Annotated in this window: 20 protein-coding genes; 12 read left to right on the top strand and 8 right to left on the bottom strand. The window is 68.0% G+C overall.

The window, feature by feature from the left end:
* The first annotated feature begins 56 nt into the window (after positions 1-56).
* On the top strand, positions 57-242 hold the full coding sequence (locus tag W7S_RS03220) for a DUF3073 domain-containing protein (protein WP_008263905.1): 186 nt from the start codon (positions 57-59) through the stop codon (positions 240-242).
* A gap of 67 nt (positions 243-309) precedes the next feature.
* Here W7S_RS03220 and purM read toward each other — a convergent pair whose 3' ends face one another.
* The 3 genes from purM to W7S_RS03205 all read right to left on the bottom strand — a co-directional run bounded on the left by purM (position 310) and on the right by W7S_RS03205 (position 3,524).
* Positions 310-1,404, bottom strand: a complete 1,095-nt coding sequence (gene purM, locus W7S_RS03215; protein ID WP_008263904.1) for a phosphoribosylformylglycinamidine cyclo-ligase — start codon at positions 1,402-1,404, stop codon at positions 310-312.
* A gap of 66 nt (positions 1,405-1,470) precedes the next feature.
* On the bottom strand, positions 1,471-2,997 hold the full coding sequence (gene purF / locus W7S_RS03210; RefSeq protein WP_008263903.1) for an amidophosphoribosyltransferase: 1,527 nt from the start codon (positions 2,995-2,997) through the stop codon (positions 1,471-1,473).
* Between the two features lie 137 nt (positions 2,998-3,134).
* Complete coding sequence (locus tag W7S_RS03205) at positions 3,135-3,524, bottom strand: sterol carrier family protein (protein ID WP_014710916.1); 390 nt, start codon at positions 3,522-3,524, stop codon at positions 3,135-3,137.
* 19 nt (positions 3,525-3,543) lie between these two features.
* Here W7S_RS03205 and W7S_RS03200 point away from each other — a divergent pair, with 19 nt between their 5' ends.
* A complete protein-coding gene (locus W7S_RS03200) occupies positions 3,544-4,758 on the top strand; it encodes an MCE family protein (protein ID WP_036454602.1) in 1,215 nt (404 codons plus the stop codon).
* On the opposite strand, the gene W7S_RS03195 is transcribed toward W7S_RS03200, so the two are convergent.
* Both W7S_RS03195 and purL read right to left on the bottom strand, forming a co-directional pair.
* Positions 4,748-5,386 carry a CPBP family intramembrane glutamic endopeptidase gene (locus W7S_RS03195; RefSeq protein WP_179945063.1) on the bottom strand — a complete coding sequence of 213 codons (639 nt, stop codon included), beginning with the start codon at positions 5,384-5,386 and terminating at the stop codon, positions 4,748-4,750. The genes W7S_RS03200 and W7S_RS03195 overlap by 11 nt on opposite strands.
* A 19-nt stretch (positions 5,387-5,405) precedes the next feature.
* Positions 5,406-7,739 (bottom strand): phosphoribosylformylglycinamidine synthase subunit PurL, encoded by a 2,334-nt coding sequence (gene purL, locus W7S_RS03190; protein WP_085976424.1) that lies wholly within the window; start codon positions 7,737-7,739, stop codon positions 5,406-5,408.
* 102 nt (positions 7,740-7,841) lie between these two features.
* Here purL and W7S_RS03185 point away from each other — a divergent pair, with 102 nt between their 5' ends.
* A complete protein-coding gene (locus W7S_RS03185) occupies positions 7,842-8,063 on the top strand; it encodes a hypothetical protein (protein ID WP_008263898.1) in 222 nt (73 codons plus the stop codon).
* On the opposite strand, the gene W7S_RS03180 is transcribed toward W7S_RS03185, so the two are convergent.
* On the bottom strand, positions 8,060-9,133 hold the full coding sequence (locus W7S_RS03180; protein ID WP_014710912.1) for a phosphotransferase: 1,074 nt from the start codon (positions 9,131-9,133) through the stop codon (positions 8,060-8,062). The two genes, W7S_RS03185 and W7S_RS03180, sit on opposite strands and share 4 nt — an antisense overlap.
* A 151-nt stretch (positions 9,134-9,284) precedes the next feature.
* Here W7S_RS03180 and W7S_RS03175 point away from each other — a divergent pair, with 151 nt between their 5' ends.
* The gene (locus W7S_RS03175; RefSeq protein WP_014710911.1) at positions 9,285-9,899 is read left to right on the top strand and encodes a TetR/AcrR family transcriptional regulator; all 615 of its coding nucleotides are present in this window, start codon (positions 9,285-9,287) and stop codon (positions 9,897-9,899) included.
* A 4-nt stretch (positions 9,900-9,903) separates the two neighbouring features.
* On the opposite strand, the gene W7S_RS03170 is transcribed toward W7S_RS03175, so the two are convergent.
* Positions 9,904-11,214 carry a M18 family aminopeptidase gene (locus W7S_RS03170; protein ID WP_104150639.1) on the bottom strand — a complete coding sequence of 437 codons (1,311 nt, stop codon included), beginning with the start codon at positions 11,212-11,214 and terminating at the stop codon, positions 9,904-9,906.
* Positions 11,215-11,437: 223 nt separating this feature from the next.
* Here W7S_RS03170 and W7S_RS03165 point away from each other — a divergent pair, with 223 nt between their 5' ends.
* Together W7S_RS03165 and W7S_RS03160 are read left to right on the top strand one after the other, a co-directional pair.
* Positions 11,438-12,451, top strand: a complete 1,014-nt coding sequence (locus W7S_RS03165) for a Dyp-type peroxidase (protein ID WP_014710909.1) — start codon at positions 11,438-11,440, stop codon at positions 12,449-12,451.
* Positions 12,448-13,245: a family 1 encapsulin nanocompartment shell protein gene (locus W7S_RS03160; protein WP_009951922.1), complete on the top strand. Its 798-nt coding sequence runs from the start codon at positions 12,448-12,450 to the stop codon at positions 13,243-13,245. Before W7S_RS03165 ends, W7S_RS03160 begins: the two co-directional genes overlap by 4 nt.
* A gap of 22 nt (positions 13,246-13,267) precedes the next feature.
* Here the strand turns inward: W7S_RS03160 and W7S_RS03155 are convergent, their stop codons facing one another.
* Positions 13,268-14,974, bottom strand: a complete 1,707-nt coding sequence (locus W7S_RS03155) for an MOSC and FAD-binding oxidoreductase domain-containing protein (protein ID WP_009951923.1) — start codon at positions 14,972-14,974, stop codon at positions 13,268-13,270.
* Between the two features lie 235 nt (positions 14,975-15,209).
* On the opposite strand from W7S_RS03155, the gene W7S_RS03150 reads away from it, so the two are divergent.
* The 6 genes from W7S_RS03150 to W7S_RS03125 all read left to right on the top strand — a co-directional run bounded on the left by W7S_RS03150 (position 15,210) and on the right by W7S_RS03125 (position 20,692).
* On the top strand, positions 15,210-16,079 hold the full coding sequence (locus tag W7S_RS03150; RefSeq protein WP_009951924.1) for an alpha/beta fold hydrolase: 870 nt from the start codon (positions 15,210-15,212) through the stop codon (positions 16,077-16,079).
* A gap of 98 nt (positions 16,080-16,177) precedes the next feature.
* Complete coding sequence (locus W7S_RS03145; protein ID WP_014383800.1) at positions 16,178-17,563, top strand: TetR/AcrR family transcriptional regulator; 1,386 nt, start codon at positions 16,178-16,180, stop codon at positions 17,561-17,563.
* Between the two features lie 115 nt (positions 17,564-17,678).
* A complete protein-coding gene (locus tag W7S_RS03140) occupies positions 17,679-18,725 on the top strand; it encodes a zinc-binding dehydrogenase (RefSeq protein WP_009951925.1) in 1,047 nt (348 codons plus the stop codon).
* Positions 18,726-18,779: 54 nt separating this feature from the next.
* On the top strand, positions 18,780-19,661 hold the full coding sequence (locus tag W7S_RS03135) for a DUF427 domain-containing protein (RefSeq protein WP_014379093.1): 882 nt from the start codon (positions 18,780-18,782) through the stop codon (positions 19,659-19,661).
* A 2-nt stretch (positions 19,662-19,663) separates the two neighbouring features.
* A complete protein-coding gene (locus tag W7S_RS03130; protein WP_009951927.1) occupies positions 19,664-20,089 on the top strand; it encodes a VOC family protein in 426 nt (141 codons plus the stop codon).
* Positions 20,090-20,128: 39 nt separating this feature from the next.
* The gene (locus W7S_RS03125; RefSeq protein WP_014710908.1) at positions 20,129-20,692 is read left to right on the top strand and encodes a TMEM175 family protein; all 564 of its coding nucleotides are present in this window, start codon (positions 20,129-20,131) and stop codon (positions 20,690-20,692) included.

Genomic DNA, 20,692 nt, shown 5'->3' with positions numbered 1-20,692 from the left:
AGATCGGAGCCGCCTACTCGTTAGGCCGCTCCGTTATTGCGCGAGGGGGTTCCCCCATGGGCCGCGGCCGGGCTAAGGCAAAGCAGACCAAGGTTGCTCGAGAACTCAAATACAGTTCTCCGCAGACCGACTTCCAGCGGCTTCAGCAAGAGCTGTCCGGGACTGGCTCCGACGAGCCCACCGAACTGGACACCGACGGCGCCGACGGATCCTGGGACGACCAGGACAGCTGGCGGCGCTAGAACCAACGCCTCGGCGCCGATGCCTCGAGCACCGGCGCCGCATCAGTTCAGCTGAGGTCCGGGGCCCTCAGAATCTCGGGTGCTGACCGACGAGCTTGGCCCGCGGGCCCGCCTTTCCACCTTTGCCGACCGTGCCCAACACCCAGCAATCCAGGTGCCGGGCGGTCAGGATGGCCAACGCGCGGTCGGTGTCTTCCGGAGCCACGACGGCGATCATGCCGACGCCCATGTTGAACGTCTTCTCCATCTCTTCGCGTGTCACCCGGCCGCGCTGGGCGATCATGGCGAACACCGGCGCGGGCGTCCAGGTGCCGCGGTCCATTTCGGCGACCAGCCCGTGTGGGATGACGCGCGCCAGGTTTCCGGCGAGTCCACCGCCGGTGACGTGGCAGAAGGTGCGGACGTGGGTTTCGGCGCACAGCGCGAGACAGTCCTTGGCGTAGATGCGCGTGGGCTCCAGCAGCTCTTCGCCCAGGGTGCGGCCGAACTCCTCGACGTAGCCTTCCAGGTTCATCCGGTCGATCTCGAGGAGGACCGTGCGGGCCAGCGAATACCCGTTGGAGTGCAGGCCCGACGATCCCATCGCGATGATGACGTCGCCGGGTTTGACCCGATCGGGCCCCAGCACGTCGTCGGCCTCGACGACACCGATGCCAGTGGCCGAGATGTCGTAGTGGTCCGGTTCCATCAGGCCGGGGTGTTCGGCCGTCTCGCCACCGAGCAAGGCGCAGCCTGCCCGCACGCACCCTTCGGCGATGCCACTGACGATGGCGCTCAACCGTTCCGGCACCGTGCGGCCGACGGCGATGTAGTCCTGCAGGAACAGCGGCTCCGCGCCGCACACCACGAGGTCGTCGACCACCATCGCCACCAGGTCCAGCCCGACGGTGTCGTGCTTGTCCATCGCCTGGGCGACCGCCAGCTTGGTTCCGACGCCATCGGTGGAGGCCGCGAGCAACGGCTCGCGGTAGTCGCCGCGTAACGCGAACAAGCCGGCGAATCCGCCCAAGCCGCCCCGCACCTCGGGTCGCGTGGCCTTCGTCGCCAGCGGCTTGAATAGTTCGACGGCGCGATCGCCGGCTTCAATATCCACCCCGGCCGACGCGTAGGTGATGCCCTGACTGCCTGAGTGGCGCGCGGGGCTCTTTCCGGGATCCGTCATCGCGATAAAGGCTACCGGGCGGCGCTGACCGCCGGTATCAAACGTCGGCGAAGGAGCGCAACCGAGTCAGTGCACCACCGGCACTTCGCCGGCCGCGAGATCGTCGAGCCCGGCACCGCGCGCGGCGTTGGCGAGCATGTGCTCGATGACGTTCTTGCCCAGCGCGGTCTCCTCGGGCAGCTCGATCGGATATTGGCCGTCGAAGCAGGCGGTGCACAACCGCGAGGCCGGCTGTTCGGAGGCCGCGACCAGGCCGCGCAGCGAGATATAGCCCAACGAGTCGGCACCGATGGCGTGTCGCACCGCCTCGAGCATCTCCTTTTTGTCTTCGACCGCGTTGGCGATCAATTCGGCCGGCGACGGGAAGTCGATGCCGTAGAAGCAGGGCCACTTGACCGGGGGCGACGCGATGCGCACGTGCACCTCGACGGCACCGGCCTCGCGCAGCATCCGCAACAGGGCGCGCTGGGTGTTGCCGCGCACGATGGAGTCGTCGACGACGATGAGCCGCTTGCCGCGGATCACCTCGCGAAGCGGGTTGAGCTTCAGCCGGATGCCGAGCTGGCGGATGGTCTGGGACGGCTGGATGAAGGTGCGCCCGACGTAGGCGTTCTTCATCAGCCCCTGGCCGTAGGGGATGCCCGACTCCTGCGCGTAGCCGACCGCGGCGGGGGTGCCCGACTCGGGCACGCCGATCACCAGGTCGGCCTCCACGGGGCGTTCACGGGCCAGCCGGCGGCCGATCTCCACCCGGGTCGCGTGCACGGACCGGCCGGCGATCGTGCTGTCGGGTCGCGCCAGGTAGACGTACTCGAAGACGCAGCCCTTGGGGGTGGGGTTGGCGAAACGTGTGGAGCGGACGCCGTCGGCGTCGATCGCCAGCAATTCACCCGGCTCGATGTCGCGGACGAACGAGGCGCCGACGATGTCGAGCGCGGCCGTTTCGGAGGCCACCACCCAGCCGCGGTCCAGCCGTCCGAGCGAAAGGGGCCGCACCCCATGCGGATCGCGGCACGCGTACAGGGTGTTCTCGTCCATGAAGGTCAAACAGAACGCGCCGCGCACGGTCGGCAGCAGATCCAGCGCGGCCTGTTCCAACGTGGAGTCGGCGGCGCCGTGGGCCAGCAGCGCGCCCAGGATGTCGGAGTCCGTCGTCGCCGGGGCCGGGGCGCGTTTGGCGATCAGGCCCTCGTCGCGGGCGCGGGCGGCGAGCTCGGCGGTGTTGACCAGGTTCCCGTTGTGCCCCAACGCAACCCCGGTGCCGGCCGCGGTGTTGCGGAACACCGGCTGGGCGTTTTCCCAGGTGGTGTCGCCGGTGGTGGAGTACCGGCAGTGCCCGATGGCGACGTGGCCCGGCATGGCGCCCAGCGTCTGCTCGTCGAACACCTGGCTGACCAAACCCAAGTCCTTGAAGACCAGCACCTGCGATCCGTCGGCGACGGCGATACCGGCGGCTTCCTGCCCGCGATGCTGCAGCGCGTACAAGCCGTAATAGGTGAGTTTGGCGACGTCCTCGCCCGGGGCCCAGACCCCGAATACGCCGCATTCCTCACGGGGTGCGTTGAAGTCCTCGTCGGGCTCTTGGGCGGTCACGATTGGGCGGCTCCCCGGGGAACGGTTGGTGACGCTAGGGAGTCTACGGGCACCGGCGCCGAGCCGCCGAATCCACCAGGCGTGTTGAGCGACGAAATACCCGCACCGGACCCTAAAGGTGCAGTTCAGGGTTGCATTCAGCCCACATCGAACAACGGCAGGCAGTGGTCAATCTCACCGGCACGGGAGCCGGAAAGTCGCAGCGTACCGGCGCCCTTCGCCTCGGCGAACGACAACTTGCCGGTGACTAGGAGCAGCCAGGTCCGCGGATCGGTCTCCACCACGTTCGGCGGGGTGCCGCGGGTGTGCGTGGGTCCGGCGACGCATTGCACCGCCGCGAACGGCGGGATCCGCAGCTCCACGCTTCGTCCCGGCGCCTCCGCGGCCAGGGTGCGGGCGGTGAGCCGCACGGCCGCCGCCAATTCGTCACGGCTCGGTGCCGGGGTGGTTTCGTCAGCCAACCATTGCGCCACGGCCAACACGGCCTGCCGGGTCTTGGCCGGATCGGCCTTGTCGCGCGGCGCCATACCCTAGGGTCTCAAAATCATGGAGCCCCGTCGCTTGCGGGCGCGGCCACCGTACAAGACCGTCGGCCTGGTGACGATCGTGGTCATGGCGCTGATCGTGTTGCTGCTGTATGGGCAGTTCCGGGGCGACCTCACGCCCAATACGCAATTGACGATGGTGGCCCCGCGGGCGGGGCTGGTGATGGACCCCGGGTCCAAGGTCACCTACAACGGGGTCCAGATCGGCCGCGTGTCGAGCCTTTCGGAGGTCACCCATCGCGGCAAGCCGGCCGCGAAAGTGGTGCTGGACATCACCCCGAAGTACGTCAAGCGGATTCCGGCCAATGTCGCCGCCGACATCAAAGCGACCACGGTGTTCGGCAACAAGTACGTTGCGCTCAGCGCGCCGAATCACCCTGCGGCGCATTCGATCACGCCATCCATCGTGATCGACGCGACTTCGGTGACAACCGAGTTCAACACCCTGTTCGAAACGGTCACCTCGATCGCCGAGAAGGTCGATCCGGTTAAAGTGAACCTGACGCTCAGCGCGGCCGCGCAGGCGTTGACCGGGTTGGGTGAGAACCTCGGCCGGTCGCTGATCGACGGCAACGCCATCCTCGACGACGTGAACCCCCGGATGCCGGCGCTGCGCACCGACATAGCGCAGCTGGCGGCCCTCGGCGACACTTATGCGCACGCCTCCCCCGACCTATGGGACGCGCTGGACCACGCGGTGACCGCCGCGCGCACGCTCAATCGCCAGCAACGCGATCTGGATCAGGCGCTGCTGGCGGCCGCGGGATTGGGCAACGCCGGCGCGGATGTTCTCGGTCGCGCGGGGCCGTACTTCGCGCGCGGTGCCGCGGATTTGGTGGGAAGCAGCCAGCTGCTCGACGAGTACAGCCCCGAAATCTATTGCACCATCCGCAATTTCGACGAGGTCGCGCCCCGGGTCCACAACGCGCTGGGCGACAACGGGTACTCGCTGGGCGCCCACGCCTCGGGCGCTATCGCCGGTGCACCCAATCCGTACATCTGGCCGGAGAACCTGCCCCGGACCAACGCCCGGGGCGGACCGGGCGGGCGACCGGGGTGCTGGCAGAAGATCACGCGAGAACTGTGGCCCGCCCCGTTCCTGGTCATGGACACCGGCGCGAGCATGGCTCCCTACAACCACTTCGAGGTCGGTTCACCCCTCGCGGTCGACTTCGTGTGGGGCCGCCAACTGGGTGACTACACCATCAACCCCTGACGGCGCCCCGAGACCTCGCGGCCAACACCGCGATGGCGCCGGCCTCGTTGATGGCAAGGTGGGCCAGCATCGGTGCGGCGAGGCTGCCGGTGCGATCGGCCAGCCAACCGAACAGCCAGCCGCCGAGGCCGGTGACCAGCACGGTGGCCGCCACGGGTTCACCGGTCGCGCGGGCATCGGGGATGTGCGAGAGGCCGAAAGCGATGGCTTGCAGCACCCTTCCGCCGCGTCTGCCGAACGCCGCGGAGCCGGCGGTGGCCAGCGCCCCGCGGAAGGCGGATTCCTCGGACCAGACCGTGCCCACGGGTATCCGCACCAGCAGCCAGTCCGGCGCGGAGGCGGGCGGTTCCCGGACGGCCATCGATTGGCGCACCGGTGGCAGGCGGGTGGTCGCGGCCACCGTGCTCGCCGCCGAGAAGGCGACCGCCGACCCCAGCCGCAGGCCGGCCCACAACCGTGGCGGCCCCAGGCCCAGCGGGGCCCGCGTCACCAGCACCAGCGCGCCGCCCAGGCCGGCCTGCAACGCCATCCGCCACCGGGCCGGCAGCCGCGGGCCGGCGAAGCTCCAACCGACCAGGGCGGCGGCCAAAGACAGGGCGTAGGCTTGACGAGAACGCCTGGCAGGCATCAGGATTCGATGCCGGCGCTCATCCGAAGAGGCGCGGCAGCACCGACTCGGAGGTCTCGCGCAGTTCGGCGAGGGAAACCGTGAACAGTCCCTGGACCTCCACCTCGTCGGAGGCCTGGTCGACGACGCCGATGCGCACCGCCGGCAGGCCACGCGCCTCGCACATCGAACGGAACCGGCTCTCCTCGGTGCGCGGCACCGCCACCAGCACGCGGCCCGCCGACTCGGAGAACAACTGCACGAACGGATCGGCACCCTCGGGAAGCACGATGCGACAACCGGTTTCACCGGCCAGGGCGGCCTCGACGACGGCTTGGGCGAGGCCGCCTTCGGACAGGTCGTGCGCCGCGGACACCAGGCCGTCGCGCGACGCCGAGCGCAACACCTCGGCCAGCAGCCTTTCGCGGTCCAGGTCGACCTTGGGCGGTAACCCACCCAGGTGATCGGCGGTCACCTGCGCCCACACCGATCCGTCGAACTCGTCGCGCGTATCGCCCAGCAGCATCAGCGTTTCGCCCGGCTCGGTGCCCAAGCCGGTGGGGATGCGGCGACCGACGTCGTCGATGACGCCGAGGACCCCGACCACCGGGGTGGGCAGGATCGCCGTCGACCCGGTCTGGTTGTAGAAGCTGACGTTGCCACCGGTGACCGGAATCCCCAGGGCCGCACAGCCTTCGGCCAGGCCCCGCACCGCCTGGGAGAACTGCCACATCACGCCGGGGTCTTCGGGCGACCCGAAGTTGAGGCAGTTGGTCACCGCGACCGGGGTGGCGCCGGTGACGGAGACGTTGCGGTAGGCCTCGGCCAGGGCGAGTTGGGCGCCGGCGTAGGGATCCAGCTTGGTGTAGCGGCCGGACGCGTCGGTCGACAGCGCGATACCGCGGCCGGTGACCTCGTCGACGCGGAGCATGCCACCATCGGCGCGCTCGGCCAGCACGGTGTTGCCCCGCACGTACCGGTCGTACTGCTCGGTGATGAACGCGCGGCTGCACAGATGCGGACTGCCCAGCAGGGCAAGCAAAGTCGCGCGCAGCTCGTCGCCGGTGGCGGGCCGCGGCAGCCGCGTCGAGGCGTCGGCGTTCAGGGCGTCCTGGGTGTCGGGGCGAGCGACCGGACGCTGGTAGACGGGGCCCTCGTGGGCGACCGTGCGCGGCGGCACGTCGACGACGGTCCGACCGTGCCAGGTGATCCGCAGCCGGTCGCCGTCGGTCACCTCGCCGATCACGGTGGCCAGCACGTCCCACTTGCGGCATACCGCCAGGAAGGCGTCGACGTTCTCCGGGGTGACCACCGCACACATCCGCTCCTGGGACTCGCTGCACAGGATCTCCGCGGGCGTCATGCCGGTGGTGCGCAGCGGCACGTTCTCGAGCTGGATCGCCATGCCACCGTCGCCAGCCGACGCTAATTCCGAAGTGGCACAGGATAATCCGGCACCACCCAAGTCCTGTATGCCGACCACCAGTTGCCCGGCGTACAGCTCGAGACAGCACTCGATGAGCACCTTCTCCATGAACGGGTCGCCCACCTGGACCGACGGCAGTTTCTTGCGCGAGTTCTCGGCCCCCCCATCAGCGCTGAAGGTGTCCGACGCCAGCACCGATACCCCGCCGATGCCGTCCAGCCCGGTGCGCGCGCCAAACAGGATGATCTTGTTGCCGGCGCCCGAGGCGAACGCCAGATGCAGGTCCTCCTGCCGCAACACACCGACGCACATGGCGTTCACCAACGGGTTGCCGGCGTAGCACGCGTCGAAGACGGTCTCACCGCCGATGTTGGGCAGACCCAACGAGTTGCCGTAGCCCCCGATGCCGCGGACCACGCCGTCGACCACGCGGCGGGTGTCCGGCGCGTCGGCCGCGCCGAACCGAAGCTGGTCCATCACCGCGACGGGCCGCGCGCCCATCGCCATGATGTCGCGGACGATGCCGCCGACACCGGTGGCCGCGCCCTGGTACGGCTCGACGTAGGAGGGATGGTTGTGCGATTCCACCTTGAAGGTGACCGCCCAGCCGTCGCCGATGTCGACGACGCCCGCGTTCTCGCCGATCCCGGCCAGCATGCCGGCGCGCATCTCGTCGGTGGTGGTCTCGCCGAAGTAGCGCAGGTGCACCTTGGACGACTTGTACGAGCAGTGCTCGCTCCACATCACCGAGTACATCGCCAGTTCGGTTTCGGTGGGGCGACGCCCCAGGATCTCGCGAATGCGCTGGTATTCGTCGTCTTTGAGGCCCAGCTCGCCGAACGGCTGCGGCTCGTCGGGGGTGGAGGCGGCGTGCTCGACGGTGTCGATCGCGTGGGTGCGCGCACTCGTCCCGGAGACAGTCACGGGACACAGTCTAGGGCTGGACATCGGCAAGGCGCTCTCGCCGCCCTACCGGGCGCGACGAACGTTTGCACCTGTAGTCGGCGGGTAGCCGCACAGTGTCCGAAGAGCAATCAACCGGAGTACGAAATGACAGTCGAAACCGGACACATCACCGGCACCAAAGACAAGAACTACAACCTGATTTGGTACACCGAGAAGTGCCTCGACAACGCGTTGCGGTTAGAGACCTACATCCAGGACGCCGAGCGCGCCGGGGACAAGGACGTGGCCGAGTTGTTCCGCAAGGCGCAATCAGACAGCCGCAAGGGCGCCGAGATGGCGGAACAGCTGCTGGCCAAGCGCCTCTAGCCGGCGATCTCTGCCAGCGCCGCGGCCGTATCCAGGTCGGCGTAGGCGAACGAATACCGTTGGGCCAGCGCGAGCGCGATGTCGGGGCGCTGCCAGAGCTCCCCGGCGCTGGCGGTGCACAACCAGAGGGTCAGCCCGTGCGCCACCGAGGCCCGGTACCGCAACCAGACCTCGTCGGGGCTCGGCATCTCCGCTTTCGGCAGGCCGAGCGCGCCGCGGTACTCCTCGAGGAGATCGCGCTCGCTGCGGCGGCGATCCTCGACGGTCAGGGCGCCCTGCAGGAAGTAGCCCAGGTCGAGTGACCAGTTGCCGCGCCGGGCCACCTGCCAGTCGAGGAACCCCACCTCATCGCTGGGCAGCAGGTAGGTGTTGCCGATGTGCGGATCGCCGTGCAGCAGGGTCTGCGGCGACGCGGTCAGCGTTCTGATGTAGGGCTTCCAGATCGATTCGATCAGCGCGTCGATGGTCAGCGAGGTCACCTGCTCGGGGGCGTCCGGGCCGAGGCGCTCCAGCGCGGCCGGCAACGGCGCCATTTCCATGCCGTCCCAGGGCAGGAACGGCTCGAGCCACTCCAGCGCCGGCTCGGTCAGAACCCGTTGGCCCCAGTACCGTCCGTGCATGCGGGCCAGGCCGCGCACGCCGGTGGCGACCTGCTCAACGGTCATCGGCCTGGTGGCGTCGCGGGGATCGGCGCCCCGCGCGGTGAGGTCTTCCATGACCATCACGAAGTCGTAGGCGGCCTCGTCGATCAACGCGGTGTAGACGCGCGGGTGCTCGAGGGGCAGGTCGACCCCGCAGGTGAACAGCCGCGGCTCGTGAAACATGCCGCTGGTCATGCGGATCAGTTCCTTGTGGTCGGGGTCGGCGGCCTTGACGAACACCGACGCCGGTCCGCTGCCGTTGCGGTAGGTCACCCCGAGGCGGGCGCGCCGGTTGGTGCCGTCGTCGCGAACCTCCACGGTGACGGTGTCCACCTCGACGCCGGGATGCGCGGCGGCCAGCGCCGCAGACATCCACTGCGGCGAGATGTCATCCCAGGTCGTGGGCACCGACAACGCGGGGGCATTCATGGGTGGACTCCTTCGTCACGGACCGCCGAGCATAGAAACGACACGTATCGTTTCCTACACTTGTCCCGGTGAAGGTAACCCGAGCGCACGCCCGCCCGCCAGTCCCGAATCGGTTCGCCGCCGCAACCGGGCGCACTTAGGCTCGGCCCACATGTCAGACGAGCGGGCCGGCCGGCCCCGTGACACCCGGCTGCATCACGCGATCCTCGATGCCACCCGCGAACTCCTGACCACCGGCGGCTACGCCGAGTTGTCGATGGAAAGCGTCGCGGCGCGCGCCGGCGTGGGGAAGAAGACCCTCTACCGGCGCTGGCCATCGAAAGCCCCGCTCGTCGCCGAGGCCGTCCTGGAGGCGTACGGCGGAACCGGGTCATTTCCCGTCGCCGAGACCGGGGACCTGCGCGCCGACCTACAGGCGTGGCTGCGCGAGCACGCCGACTTCCTGGCGCAGCCGGCGAACGCCGCCTTGGTGCGGGCGCTCATCGCCGCGGCGGCCGCCCGCCCGGCCGACGGCGACGATCTCTACCAGCAGCTCAGCGCGCCCCAGCTGGACGGGTTGACGACGCGACTGCGCCGGGCCGTCCGGGACGAGGAACTGAGCGCCGCCGCCGACCTCGACGCGATCGCCGAGGCGCTGATCGGCACCATGCTGTTTCGCGCGTTAACCCACGGGGGCGCAACCGATTTCGCCGCGGAGGGACCGCGAACTTTCGATGGGCTGCTCGACGCGGTCCTGCACGGCGCGGCCGCGACCAAGCCCGAGTAGGCCGTCAGGCCGGCGACAAGAACGCGTGCATCGCCGCCGAGTAGGCGGCCACGTCGTGCGCGCCCATCAGCTCGCGCGCGGAGTGCATCGCCAACTGCGCGGCGCCGACGTCGACGGTGGGGATGCCGGTGCGCGCGGAGGTCAACGGCCCGATCGTCGATCCGCACGGCAGGTCGGCCCGGTGCTCGTAGCGCTGCAACGGCACCCCGGCCTGCTGACAGGCCAGCGCGAAGGCCGCGGCGGTGCGGCCGTCGGTGGCGTAGCGCAGGTTCGGGTGCACCTTGAGCACCGGCCCCGCGTTGACCGCGATCGGGTGGCCGGGCTCGTGCCGCTCCGGGTAATTGGGGTGGGTGGCATGCGCCATGTCCGCGGAGGCCAGCAGCGACGCGGGCAGCCGGCGCAGGTAGTCCTCCCGGGTGCCGCCCGCCGCCAGCACAATTCGTTCCAGGACGGTGCCCAACAAGTCCGATTGCGCGCCGTGGTCCGAGGACGAGCCGACCTCCTCGTGATCGAAGAGCACCAACACCGGCAGGTAGCCCGCGCCCTGCTCCCATGCCAGCAGCGCTTCCAGTCCCGCGTAGCAGCTGGCCTGGTTGTCCAGCCGGGGCGCGCTCAGCAGGTCCGCGGTTCCGTCGTCCGAGGCACCGATCACCGTCGAGGGAGTCAGGTCGTGCGTCATCAGGTCGGCGGCCAGCACGTCGGTGGGCGCCAGTTCGGCGCGCTCGGCGACGTAATCGACGAAGGACCGCGCCGTCTCGCCGACGCCCCACACCGCGTTGAGGTGTCGCTGCGGGTCCAGCGTCAGCGACTTGCGATCCTCGGCCAGGTGGATGGCCAGCTGCGGCACGCGAAGGATCGGCTCGTCGATCCGGATCAGGCGGTGCGCGATCCCGGTGCTTTGACCCTTCGCCCGCACCGACAGGCGCCCGCTGATTCCCAGATCGCGGTCCAGCCAGGAGTTGAGCCACGCGCCCCCGTACGGCTCGAGCGCCACCACCCGCCAGCCGGCGACCACCCGATCGGGATGCTGCTTGACCCTGAGGTTGGGGCTGTCGGTGTGCGCTGCGACGACCCGGAACGGCCCATCGGCTCCCGCCGAATTCCAGGCGACCAGCGAGCCCGCCCGCACCGTGAAGTAGCGCCCGGGCACCGACGGCCAGCGTTCGGCCTCGCTCAGTTCGGTGTACCCGGCGGCGATCAGCCGGGCGGCCACCGTGGCGCAGACGTGAAACGGCGACGGCGACGCGTCGATGAACTCGCAGAGTCCTTGTGCGCTCGCCGAGGACTTCGTCTGGTTTCGAGGCCCGCCGGACATGTTGACATCATGGCTGTCCGAGCCCGCGGCGTTCCCGCTAGGGTCGATTGCGCGCTCCTTGCTCGCGCCGCTTCCGGCGCTCACCGTCGCCACGCGGGGGTCCATTGCGCGCTCCTTGCTCGCGCCGCTTCCGGCGCTCACCGTCGCCACGCGGGGGGTCCATTGCGCGCTCCTTGCTCGCGCCGCTTCCGGCGCTCACCGTCGCCACGCTAGGGTCACCAGAGTGCCCCCCGTCCAGCCGCAACCCATCCTCGCGCCGCTGACGCCCGCGGCGATCTTCCTCGTGGTGACCATCGACGACGGTGGAGAGGCAACCGTCCACGACGCGCTGCAGGACGTATCCGGACTGGTGCGCGCGATCGGTTTCCGCGAGCCGCAGAAGCGGTTGTCGGCGATCGCCTCGATCGGCTCGGACGCCTGGGACCGCTTGTTTTCCGGGCCGCGTCCCGCCGAACTGCATCGGTTCATCGAACTGAACGGCCCGCGTCACAACGCTCCCGCCACGCCCGGGGACCTGTTGTTCCACATCCGGGCCGAGAGTCTGGACGTCTGTTTCGAACTGGCCGACCGGATCTTGAAATCGATGGCCGGCGCGGTCAGCGTCGTCGACGAGGTGCACGGCTTCCGGTATTTCGACAACCGCGACCTGCTCGGGTTCGTCGACGGCACCGAGAACCCGGACGGCCCACTTGCCGTCAGCGCCACCGCGATCGGCGACGAGGACCCCGACTTCGCCGGCTCCTGCTACGTGCACGTCCAGAAATACGTGCACGACATGTCCGCGTGGAACGCGATCTCGGTCACCGAGCAGGAGCGAGTGATCGGCCGCACCAAGCTCGAGGACATCGAACTCGACGACGACGTCAAGCCGGATGACTCCCACATCGCCCTCAACGTCATCACCGACGACGACGGCACCGAACTGAAAATCGTCCGGCACAACATGCCATTCGGCGAGCTCGGCAAGGGCGAGTACGGCACGTACTTCATCGGCTATTCGCGCACACCGCGAGTCACCGAACAGATGCTGCGCAACATGTTCCTCGGCGACCCGCCCGGCAACACCGACCGCATCCTCGACTTCTCCACCGCCATCACCGGCGGGTTGTTCTTCTCCCCCACCGTCGACTTTCTCGATGATCCCCCGCCCCTGCCCGCAACGCCGGCGGCGGCGGAAACGTCTGTTGCACAGGACGGCTCACTTTCGATCGGAAGCCTGAAAGGAACCACTTCATGAACAACCTCTACCGCGACCTGGCACCGGTCACCGAAGCCGCCTGGAAAGAAATCGAATTGGAGGCGACCCGGACATTCAAGCGCCACATCGCCGGGCGCCGGGTCGTCGACGTCAGCGAGCCCGGCGGTCCCGTCGCCGCCGCCGTCAGCACCGGACGGCTGGCCAACGTGGCGTCACCCACCGAGGGCGTGGAGGCGCACCTGCGTGAGAGCAAACCGCTTGTGCGGCTTCGCGTTCCGTTCACCCTGTCGCGCTACGAGATCGACAACGTCGAGCGCGGCGCCAACGACTCCGACTGGGACCCGGTCAAGGCGGCGGCGAAGAAGCTCGCGTTCGTGGAAGACCGGGCGATCTTCGAGGGCTACGCCGCGGCGTCGATCGAAGGCATCCGTTCCGCCAGCTCCAACAAGACGCTGACGCTGCCGGCGGACCCCAGCGAGATTCCCGACGTCATCACCCAGGCGATTTCCGAGCTCCGCCTGGCCGGCGTCGACGGCCCGTACTCGGTGCTGCTGTCCGCCGACGTCTACACGAAGGTCAGCGAGACGACCCAACATGGATATCCGATCCTCGAACACATCGACCGGCTGGTTCCCGGAGACATCATCTGGGCCCCGGCCATCGACGGCGCCTTCGTGCTGACCACCCGCGGCGGCGATTTCGACCTGCAGCTCGGGACCGACGTCACGATCGGCTACACCAGCCACGACGCGGACACCGTGCAGCTGTATCTGCAGGAGACGCTCACCTTCCTGTGCTACACGGCGGAGGCATCCGTCCCGCTGACCGCATAGCAACACACCCCTCGCTCTGTCGCTAAAGGTCCAGCACCACATCGGTTTCGGGAGCCGCCGAGCAGATCAACACCGACCCGTCGGCCGGTGGCTCCAGCGGCCGCTGGACGTAGGTGGTCGTCCCGGCGACGACCCCGGTGACGCACACATGACAGACGCCGCTCCGACAGGAGAAGCGGGTGGGCACATCGCAGGCTTCGGCGAGCCCGAGGATGCTGCGGTAGTCCGGCGACCAGTGGGCCGTCAACCCGCTGCGCGCGAACGTGATCGACGGCCCCGTGCCCGGCGGCCCGGCGGGCTGATGGGGCGGCCTGTGCGGTCCCGTTTCGACGACGCCGGGGTTGATCGCGGGCAGCGCACCAAATAGTTCGCTGTGGATCAACGCGGGGTCGAATCCGATGCCGACCAGGTATTCGCGGATGTCCGCCATGAATTGCGTTGGCCCGCAGAGGTAAACGACGCCATCGGTCGGCAATCCCAATCCCTCGATGGCATCACGGTTCAGCCGTCCCTGCGTTTCGGAGTAAAAAACATGCTGACGGGCGTGGGGCAACGACTCGATCAGCGTTGCGACTTCCGCGGCAAAGGGCTGGGTTTGGCGATTGCGAGCGGCGTGCACCCACCAGATGTCTCGCTCGCTGCCCGCCCCCGCGAGTGCATGCAACATCGCCAGCACCGGCGTCGCCCCGATTCCGGCGGAAAAGAGCACGACGGGGCGCCGGTCCTCGGTGAGGCAGAAGTCGCCGCGCGGGGCGGCCGCCGTTATCACCATCCCCGGCCGGATGTGGGTGTGCAGCCAGCCGCTGACCAATCCGTGATCTTCCCGCTTGACGCTGATGCGGTAGTACCCGGCCGACGGATCGCCCGACAGGGAATAGCTGCGCAACGGCGCCGGCTCACCGGCCCCGGGAATCTTCACCGTGAGGTACTGACCCGGTAGCGCGGGCGGCAGCGGGTCGGAGTCGTCGGCCTGCAGCCGAATCGAGAGCACTTGCGGGCTCTCCCGACGCGTCTCGACAACCCGTAGGTTACGGAATCCCTTCCATCCGGGTTCGACCGGGATGGGCGAGGCCGCGGCCGCACCATCGGGTGCGGCCAGCATGTCGCGAAAAGACTGCTGCCATCCCGGGCTCAGCCCCGGAACATCGACGGCCTCGCGCAGCCGCTCGACGTTGCGGTCCGGCAGGTAGAGCAACGCGTCGACCTCGGCAACGCTGAGCCGGTGGCGGCCGCGGCGGGTCCGCACGATGTCGTCCCCGGCCCGCACCCGGCCTTCGGTGATGACCCGGAAGTAGAAGCCCGGACGGTGCTGGGAGACAAGTAGATTGGGCATGTCGGGCTCGTCGAGGCGAAGACCGACCCGAAAGCACGTGACTCGCGGTTGAGTGACCTCGAATTCGGCGTCGCCGATGCGATAACGGTCACCGATGCACACCTCGTTGTCGGCGAGCCCGGTGACGGTGAAGTTTTCGCCGAAATGCCCGGGCCGCAGGTCGGTGCGGCCCAGGTACGTCTTCCAGAAGTCGTAGGACTCGCTCTGGTACACCATCACGGCCCGTTGTTCCCCGCCATGGCCGGCGAGGTCACCCTGCCCGTCGCCGTCGACGTTGAGTCGACGCACCATGACCGGCCCGTGCACCGGGGTCTTCCAGATGCCGGTGTAGACCGTTTTGTCTCGCCATCGGACGTTCTTGGGCATACCCACGTTCACCGAAACAAGCTTGCCCACCGTGTCACCTCGAACCAGCTCGCCATGGCACCAGTCACCCAACTGGGATGGTTGGCCCAGAATATGGCAGCGCGATCCGCACGGCAACACTTCGGCCGCACGGGGCTGTTGCCCGGGTCCGGTTTGGTGCATACTGGGTCATACAACCCAAAAATGCGACGAGCTGGTCTGTCGATGTCTACCGAACGCGGTCGCGGCGCTCGCGTGCGAAAAGCGTTGGCTGAGGAGGAATGTCATGCCGGCTGTTCATCATCGATACGCCACGGTCGACGGCCACCGACTCTTCTACCGGGAAGCCGGCGACCCGAGGGCTCCCGCGGCGCTGTTGCTGCACGGGTTTCCCACCAGCTCCTACATGTTTCGCGGTCTGATACCGGCCCTGGCGGACCGCTACCACGTCATCGCGCCGGACCATCTCGGATTCGGGCTGTCCGACGCGCCGCCCGTCGAGGAGTTCGATTACACCTTCGACGCGCTGACCGACCTCACGGCGGGCCTGTTGCGAACCCTCGGCGTCGACAGGTACGCCATGTACGTCCAGGACTACGGCGCGCCGATCGGCTGGCGGCTGGCGCTGCGCGACCCGTCGGCGATCACCGCGATCATCACCCAGAACGGCAACGGGTATGACGCGGGATTCGTCGAGAGCTTCTGGAAGGTCGTACACGCCTACCAGCGTGAGCCCACCGCGGACACCGAGGCCGCGGTGCGCCAGTTCCTCACGCTGGACGCCACCCGGTGGCAGTACGTGACCGGCGTGGCCGACGAGACCCTGGTCGATCCCGAGTCGTGGCATCACGACTACGCGCTGCTCTCCCGGCCCGGCAATGACTTGATGCAGCTCAAGCTGTTTCGCGACTATGCCACCAACGCGCCCCTGTATCCGCGCTTACACGAGTACTTCCGGGCCAGCGGGGTGCCGTTGCTGGCGGTCTGGGGTCGCGGCGACGAAATTTTCGGACCGGCCGGGGCCGAGGCCTTCGCCGACGACCTGCCCGACGCCGAGATCCACCTGCTCGACGGCGGGCATTTTCTGTTGGAGTCCGCGCTCGATGACGTCATTCCCCTGATCCGGAACTTCCTCGCCAAGCAGCTCGGGGCGTGATGCCCGGCCGCCGGGCGCGCCGCAACCGACCCGTGACGATCCGGCCGTCTGGGTTGGAGATCCCATAAACGGGGGCACCCACGGGTTAGCCTGACGCGATGGCCCATCCCGACGTTCGTGACGAACAACGGTTGACCGCCAAGGGGCGTGCCACCCGCGACCGAATCGTGCAAGCGGCGGCGCAGTTGATCGTCACCGACGGCCTGTCCGCGGCCAACATGGAGAACGTGCGGCGCGCCGCCTCGGTCAGCGGCTCGCAGCTCGCCCACTACTTCGCCGACAAGGGCGCGCTGATTCGCGCGGTGATCCGACGCCAAATCGGCGTCGTCTTGGACTTTCACCGCCAACCCACGCTTCGAGGCCTGAGTACGTTCGACGACTTCGAAAAATGGATCGAGATGAACATGCGCTACCTGCGGCGCATCGGATACGTCGGCACCCCCACCTATCACGCGCTGGCCGGCCAGCTCGCCAAGTCGGACGATGCCACGCGCGACGCGTTGGCGGCCGGCTACAGCCGGTGGATCGATTTGGTGGAGAAGGCAATCCAGCGGATGAAAGACGACGGGCTGCTGGTTGCGGATGCCGACCCGCGGCAGCTGGCGTTGGTGATCATCACCGCGCATCAAGGAGGCGGAATCTTGGCCTTCACCTACCAAGAGGAATGGCCGCACGCCGATGCGATTCGTTTCGCGGTGAACTACTTGCGGATGTTCGCCACCGACAGTGCCGAACGGATTCCGCGGCGGCCCCCGCGCCGGGCGCGGAGCCGCCGCCCGCGCAAAGCCGGCGGATCCGTGCGCGCCCAAGGCCACCAGGTGACTGAACATCCCTCGCCGCGGTACACCCACAAGGGTCTGGCGACCCGTGCGCGCATCATCGAGGCCGCGGCCCGGCTGATGTTCGAGCGCGGCGTCGCCAACACCAGCATCGACCAGGTGCGGCGCGCCGCCGAAGTCGGCGGATCCCAGATCTCCCACTACTTCCACGACAAGCGCGACCTGACCCGGCACGTCGTCGACGTACGCCGAAACAATGTGCGGGACTTCCACACTCAAGCGAAGTTCGCCGCGCTCGACAGCCTCGATGCGCTGCAGGCGTGGGCCGATGCCTGCGTCTCCGACATCGATCCGGTGTACCGGGTCGGAGGCTGCGTATATGGGTCCTTGGCGGGCGAGCTGATCGAGGCCGACGACGAAATCCACGACGACCTGGCCGCCGGATACGACCAATGGATCGAACTGTTCCGCACGGGCCTGCAGGCGATGTGTGACCGTGGCGACCTGCGCCCCGACGCCGATCCGCGCCACCTGGCGGTGCCACTGGTTGCCGCGCACCAGGGTGGCGCACTGCTCACGCACGCCACCGGCGATCCGCAGCCGCTGCGGGCCGCCGTCACCGCCGCCGTCGACTATGTGCGTTCGTTCGCGGTTTCGCCGCGCAAGGGCGGACCCCGCGCGCCTCGCGGTCAGCGCAACTCCTGACCGCCCGCCCTGGACATGGCGGAAACGTTCGAACATAATACTGGGTCAGTTGGCCCATTATTGTGCGGCAGGCACCGGCGTATCGCGCTGCCAACGATGTCGAAAGAGGCAGTCCATGTCCGTCACGGATTCACCAGAGCTGCCCACCGCACCGGCCGTCGTGCGCGAGCGCCCCGGCGGGGAAACCATGCGGGCGATCATCCTGAAGGGATTCGGCGGGCTGGACAACCTGGTTTACGACGACCTCCCCAAGCCGCTGCCGAAAGACGGCGAAGTCGTCATCGCGGTGAAGGGCTTCGGGATCAACCACGCCGAGATGCACATGCGTCGGGGCGAGTGGGCCGAGGCCGCGGAGGTGAGCGGCATCGAATGCGTCGGCATCGTGGACTCGTGCCCGGGCGGTGAGTTCCCGGTCGGCGCCAAGGTGGCCGCGCTGATGGGTGGCCTCGGCCGAACCATCAACGGCAGCTATGCGCAATACACGCGCGTGCGCGCGGCCAACGTCGCCCTCATCGACTCCGAGCTGTCGTGGGCGGCGTTGGCGGCATTGCCCGAAACGTTCGCGGTGGCCTGGACATGCCTCTTCCGCAATCTGGATCTGAAGGCCGGGCAGACACTGGTATTACGCGGGGCCACGTCGTCCCTGGGGCAGGCCGCACTCAAGATGGCGGTGGCCGCCGGCGCACGAGTCATCGCGACCGCGCGCAGCAGGGGACGCTTCGCGATGCTCGAGCAATTGGGCGCGTCGCGAATCGAGCTGGAGCGGCGCGACCTGGCAGGCCACCTTCCCGAGAGCGGCCGGATCGACGCCGTCCTCGATCTCGTCGGCAACAGCACCATCCTCGACTCCCTGGACATGCTGCGCCGCGGCGGCACGGCCTGCCTGGCCGGTTGGCTGGGCGGGCTGGAGCCCATCGGGGATTTCAACCCGCTGTTGCGCATGGCATCCGGTGTGAACTGGAACTTCTTCGGCAGCTTCGTCTTTGGCACGCCTGGCTTCCCGCTGTCCGACGTCCCGCTGGGGGACATCGCCGGACAGGTCGCCGACGGCACGCTGGAGGCGAAACCGTCTCGGGTCTTCTCCTTCGACCAGATTCATGAGGCGCACCGGCTGATGGAGGCCGGAGAGGCCGGCGGCAAGATGGTCGTCGTGCTGGAGTGACGTGTTGTCGAAACACCGTGGCACGCGGGGGATTCAGGAAAGGTAGGTGTCCACATGGGACTGGCATGGCAGCAGGGCCCGCTGGCAACCGGGTCGATCGGGCACTTCCTCACCGAGCAGCCGATGCCGTCGCGGCTGCTCTTTGCCGAGCCGTTGCGTCGTCGGATGCGGGTGCGCTTCGCGGAACGGTGGATCGCCGACAGCGAGGACGTGCTCCTGTTACACGAGCCCGGCCGTTACCCGGTGGCCTACTTTCCGTCAGGGGATATCGAAGTGGGGACGTTGACCGCCGAGGATCGGGTGACGCAGCACCGCGACCTCGGCGACACGCAGTGGTTCACCGTCAAGGCACCGGGGCGGGAGGCCGCCCACAGCGCCTGGGAACATACCGGTCTGCCCGCGCATGCGACGGTCCTGCAGGGCCGGGTGGCTTTTGCCTGGCGCGCCATGGATGCCTTCTATGAAGAAGAGGAACGGATCGTCGGGCACGCCGCGGACGCTTACCACCGCATCGACATCCGTTCCACGGCACGGCATCTCGTCGTCCGCGATGGAGAGCGCGTGATCGCCGAGACTCACCGACCCGTGGCCCTGTATGAATCCGGCTTCGCGCCCAGATGGTACGTCGAGCGCGACGATATCGACGAGTCCGCCCTCAAACCCGTTGCTATCCAGACCTTTTGCCCATACAAAGGAATCTGCTCGTACTATGACATCGGCGGCCACCAGCACGCAGCGTGGTCTTACGTCGATGCGTGGACCGAAGTGTCGCGCGTCCGCAACCTGGTGTCCTTCGAACCGGACAAAATCAATGTGTACCTCGACGGCAAGCAACTTCGGCTGGAACCAGGCCAAACCGTCATCCCGCACGGTGTCGACCGCGGGTTGGACACCGACGAGGTCTTAGGAAGGAATCCGGTAAGGGGCACGTCATGAGGATGTCCATCGAAGTCGTCATCCTGCCCGTCGCCGATCCCGACCGGTCACTACGGTTTTACCGCGACCAGGTCGGCTTCGCCCTCGATGTCGATTACGCGCCCGCGCCCGGGTTCCGGGTCATCCAATTGACGCCCGAGGGATCGCACGCCTCAATCCAATTCGGCGTGGGATTGACCGACGCGCCGGCCGGCTCGGTGCGGGGCCTATACCTCGTGGTCCCGGACATCGAAGCCTGCCGCGCCGAGTTGATCGGTCGCGGCGTAACCGTCGGCGAGATCCGCCACAAGGACACCGACGGCGGCTGGAGAGGCGGGTTCCTCCCGGGTACCGACCCCGATCGCGGTGACTACGCGAGCTTCGCCGACTTTCGCGATCCCGACGGGAACGCCTGGGTCTTGCAGGAACGAAACCACCAGCGGGGTTGAGGAGGCGTCGTGGCCGCGCGGAAAACGAGTCCAGACCGGGTGGGCGCATTCTCAGACGGAGTGTTTGCGGTCCTCATCACGATCCTCGTCCTCGAGCTCAAGCCGCCGAAGTCCTACACCTTCAACGCGTTATTACCGGAATGGCCCACCGGACTGAGCTATGTGGTCAGCTACGTGTTCATCGCCATCGTCTGGGTGAATCACCACCACCTGTTCGGCTACGCGCAAGTGGCGACGCCACGATTGGTGTGGTCGAACTTTGCGCACTTGTTCTCGGTGTCGCTGATTCCGATCACCACCGAGTGGATCGCCGACAGCAGGCTGGCCGCCGCACCGGTGGTTCTGTATGCCTCGGTGTTCGTGCTCGTCAACATCACCTACTTGGCGCTGTGCCAGGAAGTGGTCGATCGGCCCGCCCACGAGGACCTCACCCAGCGAGTGCGCCGACTGCTACGCATGCGGTCGTTCATCACGATCGGCGTCTTCGCGGCGGCGGCAGTCGTCGCATTGTGGTGGCCGGCCGTCGGAATGGTATTGATTTGCATGTGTCTGGCGGGGTATCTGCGGCCGGATGTGCCCCACGTTAAAAAGGTCGAGCCCTAG

This window comes from Mycobacterium sp. MOTT36Y, from assembly GCF_000262165.1.
In the GTDB taxonomy this organism is placed as follows: Bacteria; Actinomycetota; Actinomycetes; order Mycobacteriales; family Mycobacteriaceae; genus Mycobacterium; species Mycobacterium intracellulare.
Note: the sequence above shows the minus strand (reverse complement) of the source record. Positions and strands in the feature narration are given on the sequence as shown.